The following is a 5,820-nucleotide window of genomic DNA, read 5'->3' as shown; positions in this document are numbered from 1 at the left end:
ACCACCTTTTTCGCTGATGCGAAAATCACTTGCACTTACATACCGGAGGATTAGCTCAGCTGGGAGAGCATCTGCCTTACAAGCAGAGGGTCGGCGGTTCGATCCCGTCATCCTCCACCATAGATTTTTGCGTAAGCAAAATATCTTTCCTTAATATCTTTCTCGTTAGAAATGATACTTTTGATAACTGACGGTCGCCATGAAGACAAGTCAAGCTTAACAACTTAAGATGCCGGTGTAGCTCAACTGGTAGAGCAACTGACTTGTAATCAGTAGGTTGGGGGTTCAAGTCCTCTTGCCGGCACCATTTTCTTTCATTGTGGAGGGGTAGCGAAGTGGCTAAACGCGGCGGACTGTAAATCCGCTCCTTCGGGTTCGGCAGTTCGAATCTGCCCCCCTCCACCATTGTATATTTCAGTATGAAATGGACATATTAGTAATGTCCCTTTTTTATGTCATCATATTGGGCTATAGCCAAGCGGTAAGGCATCGCACTTTGACTGCGACATGCGTTGGTTCGAATCCAGCTAGCCCAGCCATTTATGAGCCATTAGCTCAGTTGGTAGAGCATCTGACTTTTAATCAGAGGGTCGAAGGTTCGAGTCCTTCATGGCTCATCACTCTTTCTCACATCCTACCCATGGATGTGAGAATTTCTTATATTTTTACGGGGCCTTAGCTCAGCTGGGAGAGCGCCTGCTTTGCACGCAGGAGGTCAGCGGTTCGATCCCGCTAGGCTCCACCATACATACGACATGAAGAATCTCAATTCTTATTAAGAATTGAGGTTTTTTTTATTTGTTTGTGTTGTAGGACAGCCAAATTTTTCAGGAGTAAGGCTGCTGGAATAATAATTTATTTATAAAATTCAATTGCTGCTGTAAGTCGAGTCAGTAATAGGTGAATATTCAACTATTTCTGTTCGGCTGCGAATGATAATGGCCGTAACATTGTCATATCCTGTTATTTTTCGACAGTAATACAGGGGATAACAAGGTTTTCAAGAGAGGGTTGACGAGAAATTATGCCGGTTTATGGAATAATTGAGCCGCTTGTCGAAACATCTCTATTTAATATCTGCTCCGCCGCCTACCCACATACCTCCCATCCCCATACTCCATCAAAGTCGAAAGGTCTTCCCTTCCTCATCGACCACCCGGTTTTACCATACATAACAACCCGCTATTGAATACAGCAGCCCAATATCGCCTCATAATGTTACACCACATCCCGGCTAAACCCATTTGCAACCGCATATATATACACAATCCTGTCCAGTTGAGTCATTGCTCACTAAAAGGCTACAATAGAGTGAGACAACTGGGATAGGAGGAATAATCATGAACAAAAACATTTCAATTATTGGGGTACCTATGGATTTAGGACAAATGAGACGCGGGGTCGATATGGGACCAAGTGCCATACGTTATGCAGGAGTAGTTGAGCGTCTTGAAAACCTTGGGTATGAAATCAATGACCTTGGAGATATTGAAATCGGACAGCCGGAACGTGTACATAATAATCCGGATACTAATTTAAGAAATTTGAAAGCGGTTGCTGAAGCAAGCGGGAAGCTGGCATCTACTGTGAATGAAGTGATATCAAGCGGTGATTTCCCGCTGATTTTCGGAGGGGATCATAGTATTGCCATCGGTACATTGGCTGGTGTTTCCAAACAATATGAAAATCTTGGGGTCATCTGGTATGATGCACATGGAGATTTAAATACTGGTGAGACATCGCCATCAGGAAACATACATGGCATGCCGCTTGCGGTAAGCTTGGGTATCGGTCATGAAGACCTGACAAGCATTGGAGGCAATACACCGAAAATCAAACCTGAAAATATCGTGATCATCGGTGCCCGTTCATTGGATGAAGGGGAAAGAGAGCTGATCAAGGAAAGAGGCATCAAGGTCTATACCATGCATGAAATCGACCGCATGGGAATGACGAAGGTAATGGAGGAAGCGATTGGGTACTTGAAGGATAAAACGGATGGTGTTCATCTATCCCTTGACCTTGACGGGTTGGATCCGAGTGATGCTCCTGGAGTCGGTACTCCGGTTCTTGGAGGAATAAGCTATCGTGAAAGTCATTTAGCTATGGAAATGCTTGAGGAAGCGAGGATCATTACATCTGCGGAATTTGTGGAAGTCAATCCGATCCTTGATGAGAAGAATAAAACGGCAACCGTAGCCGTTGCCCTCATGGGATCCCTTTTCGGAGAAAAATTATTATAACAGGGCCGAACGGTCAGCTGTCTGCCGGACGATATGAGGCAGCAAGTCATTCCAATCAGAATGATTCGAACATCCCGACCAAACCAACAAAAAAGGCTGAAAACCCCCAACAGGTTTTCAGCCTTTTTCTATCATTTTTAATTTTGTTTGATTAGTTGGTATTGATTTAAAAGATTGTCCAGTCTGGTGCTCAAATGTACGACTTTCTCATCAGCGTATGATGTTTCTGTTGCAAGCTCTACCATTTGACGTCGGCAGTCTTCAATTTGAAACAACAATTCGTTTCTAACCCTTGCACTCATGGGTGAATCCTCCTGTACAAATAAATAATAGTCCTTTTATACCCCTTTTCAATAATTTGTAAACATTTTTAGGCGAAAATTTGTTAGGATTATATTATGAAAAAAGTTGTTTCCGATCGTATGTTGTTTAAGAAGATTGAATTGAGTTCCTGCACGTCCTCTTTTCGATCCAAGACCTGAACGAATATCGGAACAAACAATCGAAAAAAATAAGTACCGGTTGAGTGTAAAATAAAAAATATGCAAAAGAACTTAGAAAAAAATGAAACCTTTCCAGAGGGTGAAACGTATATAAATATAGCCGCATAGAGCGGGGGTATAGCAGAAATGGAAGCATTAGTGAAAAAACGTATAAAACAAGTGTTAAAAGGCGATCAAAGTGCCTTTGCCGAATTGGTCGAGCTTTATAAGGATAAAGTGTTTCAAATATGTTACCGGATGCTCGGGAATCGGCATGAAGCAGAAGATATTGCCCAGGAGGCCTTCATCAGGGCTTATGTAAACATCGAAACCTTTAATCAGAAGAGAAAGTTCTCGACATGGCTGTTTCGGATCGCGACCAATCTTTGTATCGACCGGATCCGTAAGAAGAAACCGGATTATTATTTGGATGCTGAGGTGGCAGGTACAGATGGACTGACGATGTATTCACAAGTTGCAGCTGATGTACAGATGCCCGAGGATGAAGTGGAGAACATGGAACTCCAGGAAACGATACAGAAGGAGATTTCCAAGCTGCCGGAGAAATATCGATCGGTTATCGTATTAAAATATATCGAGGAATTGCCGCTTCAGGAAATCAGTGAAATACTTGATATGCCTTTAGGTACTGTTAAAACCAGGGTACATAGAGGGCGGGAAGCTCTTCGTAAACAATTAAAATCTTTATAGAGAGGGTGAGTAGAAGTGAAAACTTGTCCTGAAGAAATGATCGACTATATGCACGACTATTTAGACGGAGACATAACTAGTGACAATGAAAAGAAGTTAAAGAATCATCTGCAGCAATGTGAGGTTTGCCAGCATCACTTTCATGAGTTGAAGAAAGCGATCGCGTTTGTCCAGAGCACTTCACACATCAGCGCGCCGGATGATTTTACAAATAGGGTCATGGACAGATTACCGAAAGAAAAGAAGAAGGTAGGCATGCAGAGATGGCTTCGTCACCACCCGCTTCTGACGGCAGCGGCGCTATTCATATTTTTTATGACTGGAAGCGTGTTTGCCAACTGGAATGACCATCAGGATTTTTCTTTTACCAAGAATGAAGACCTGGTTATAGAGGATCACACAGTTGTTGTGCCTGAAGGGAAAGTGGTGAAGGGAGATCTGACGGTACGTAATGGCGATGTGAAGATAGAAGGTAAGGTCACAGGGGACGTCACTGTAATCAATGGAAATCAATACCTTGCTTCTGCAGGGACTGTAACCGGGGAAATCAAAGAAATCGATGCGGCATTTGAATGGCTATGGTACCAGATCAAAAGCGGGGCTAAAGATTTGGTTGAATGGGGAAATTCGCAACTTGATGAAAAGTAGGATATGATAAAAGGGATGAAACGAAACATGTTCGTCCCTGAAGACTGACATGTTTCATGTCAGTTTTTTTGCGGAATACTTTAAATGAAGAATACGTGTTTTATTGGTAATTATTTATATAGAGAGCCATGGGGTTCTTTCCTGTGATCGTGTGACAATGTGCTATAATATACAGGTTACGAAAAAAGAAGCCACATGGCGGCTTACGCTTTCGATTAAGCTATTGGAGGATGTAATATGCCGTTTATCGATTTATTTTCAGAATACTCTGCCCTGGATTATGTCTCGGATATCGTAGACATTCTTGTGGTATGGTTTGTTATTTATAAATTAATCATGCTCATAAAAGGCACCAAGGCAGTTCAATTATTAAAAGGTATTTTTGTCATCATCATTGTTAGAGGGCTGAGCAGTATCTTCGGATTGGATACGCTTGGGTGGATGATGGAGCAGGCCCTCACCTGGGGGTTCCTCGCGATCATCATTATCTTCCAGCCTGAACTGCGCCGTGCCCTGGAGCAGCTGGGAAGGGGACATTTATTCTCAAGAACAGGTATGCAGGAGGAAGAGGAACAAGAGCAAATGATCGAGTCGATGACGAAGGCGGTCAGTTATATGGCCAAACGCCGGATTGGTGCTCTCCTGTCGATTGAAAGAGAGACCGGGATGAGTGACTACATAGAAACAGGTATCGCGATTGATGCCAAGATCACATCTCAATTGCTCATCAATATTTTCATCCCGAACACTCCGCTTCATGATGGAGCGGTGATCATCCAGAAACGGCAAATCGCTGCAGCTGCCTGTTACCTGCCTCTTTCTGAAAGTCCATTTATTTCGAAAGAGCTAGGAACAAGACACAGAGCTGCCCTTGGGGTAAGTGAAGTGACGGATAGCATAACAGTTGTCGTGTCAGAAGAAACGGGAGCAATCTCCATCACGAAGAACGGGGAGCTTCATCGTGACCTGTCTTTAGAGCGCTTCAAGGAAATTCTTACGGTGGAGCTTATAGGTGAAAAGACAAGTGCTTCCTCATCAAAATGGAGCTGGAGGGGGAAGAAAGAAAATGGATAAATTCATGGAATCCCGGTGGTTTATGCGAGTGGTTGGATTATTCCTGGCATTCATCCTTTATTTATCAGTGAATTTTGATGATATCCAGAAGACAGCCACCAATAATGGCAATTCACAAACGTCCTTTGACACCATACAGAATGTTCCGCTCGAAGTTTTTTATGATTCAGAAAACCTGGTCGTCACAGGACTTCCGGAAACGGTGAATGTGACAGTGGATGGTCCCAAGTCCATCGTTCAGCAGGCAAAGATCCTCAGGGATTTTCAAGTGTATGTCGATCTTAACGATATTGGGATCGGGGAACATCGCATCCCGATTGAAATAGATAATATCTCGGATAAGTTGACAGTGAAGATGAATCCGGAGTTTGTCAATGTGGCCGTACAGGAGAAAGTCACAGAAGAATTCACGGTGGAACCCGAATTCAATAGCGGGCTTTTATCCAATGGATTTGAAGCGGAAGGATTATCCGTTGATCCTAAGACGGTCAAAGTTACCGGGGCAAAGGACCAGATTGAACAGATTGCATATGTAAAAGCAACCCTGGATATCGAGGGTGAAATAAGTGAAAATGTCACAAGGGAAGCAAAAGTTCAAGTGTTAGATCGTGACTACAACAAATTGAATGTTCAAATCGAGCCTGAACTTGTCGATGTCACTG

The 5,820-nt window shown here is 43.2% G+C and carries 6 protein-coding genes and 6 tRNA genes; 11 read left to right on the top strand and 1 reads right to left on the bottom strand.

All coding sequences use genetic code 11. The annotated features are described in order from the left end of the window. The first annotated feature begins 44 nt into the window (after positions 1-44). The 7 genes from HP456_RS17085 (at position 45) to rocF (ending at position 2,243) form a co-directional block, all read left to right on the top strand. Positions 45-120 (top strand) — tRNA-Val (locus HP456_RS17085). Positions 121-231: 111 nt separating this feature from the next. Next, positions 232-307 (top strand) — tRNA-Thr (locus HP456_RS17080). 14 nt (positions 308-321) lie between these two features. Beyond that, a tRNA-Tyr gene (locus tag HP456_RS17075) sits at positions 322-405 on the top strand. 59 nt (positions 406-464) lie between these two features. After that, positions 465-539 (top strand) — tRNA-Gln (locus tag HP456_RS17070). 5 nt (positions 540-544) lie between these two features. Beyond that, positions 545-617, top strand: a tRNA-Lys gene (locus HP456_RS17065). A 52-nt stretch (positions 618-669) separates the two neighbouring features. Next, positions 670-745: transfer RNA gene (locus HP456_RS17060), tRNA-Ala, on the top strand. 595 nt (positions 746-1,340) lie between these two features. Further along, positions 1,341-2,243: an arginase gene (gene rocF / locus HP456_RS17055; protein WP_172253305.1), complete on the top strand. Its 903-nt coding sequence runs from the start codon at positions 1,341-1,343 to the stop codon at positions 2,241-2,243. 137 nt (positions 2,244-2,380) lie between these two features. Here the strand turns inward: rocF and HP456_RS17050 are convergent, their stop codons facing one another. Beyond that, a complete protein-coding gene (locus HP456_RS17050; RefSeq protein ID WP_172253303.1) occupies positions 2,381-2,545 on the bottom strand; it encodes an aspartyl-phosphate phosphatase Spo0E family protein in 165 nt (54 codons plus the stop codon). A 327-nt stretch (positions 2,546-2,872) separates the two neighbouring features. Here HP456_RS17050 and sigW point away from each other — a divergent pair, with 327 nt between their 5' ends. From sigW to HP456_RS17030, 4 genes are all read left to right on the top strand, one after another. After that, a complete protein-coding gene (gene sigW, locus HP456_RS17045) occupies positions 2,873-3,436 on the top strand; it encodes an RNA polymerase sigma factor SigW (RefSeq protein WP_172253301.1) in 564 nt (187 codons plus the stop codon). 36 nt (positions 3,437-3,472) lie between these two features. After that, positions 3,473-4,084 (top strand): anti-sigma factor family protein, encoded by a 612-nt coding sequence (locus HP456_RS17040; RefSeq protein ID WP_172253307.1) that lies wholly within the window; start codon positions 3,473-3,475, stop codon positions 4,082-4,084. Positions 4,085-4,321: 237 nt separating this feature from the next. Then, on the top strand, positions 4,322-5,158 hold the full coding sequence (gene cdaA / locus HP456_RS17035; RefSeq protein ID WP_172253299.1) for a diadenylate cyclase CdaA: 837 nt from the start codon (positions 4,322-4,324) through the stop codon (positions 5,156-5,158). Next, on the top strand, positions 5,151-5,820 hold a 670-nt coding region (locus tag HP456_RS17030), incomplete at its 3' end, for a CdaR family protein (RefSeq protein ID WP_246289183.1). The genes cdaA and HP456_RS17030, both read left to right, overlap by 8 nt.

It is taken from the genome of Bacillus haikouensis, from assembly GCF_013179555.1.
Lineage (GTDB): Bacteria > Bacillota > Bacilli > Bacillales > Bacillaceae_B > Rossellomorea > Rossellomorea haikouensis_A.
Note: the sequence above shows the minus strand (reverse complement) of the source record. Positions and strands in the feature narration are given on the sequence as shown.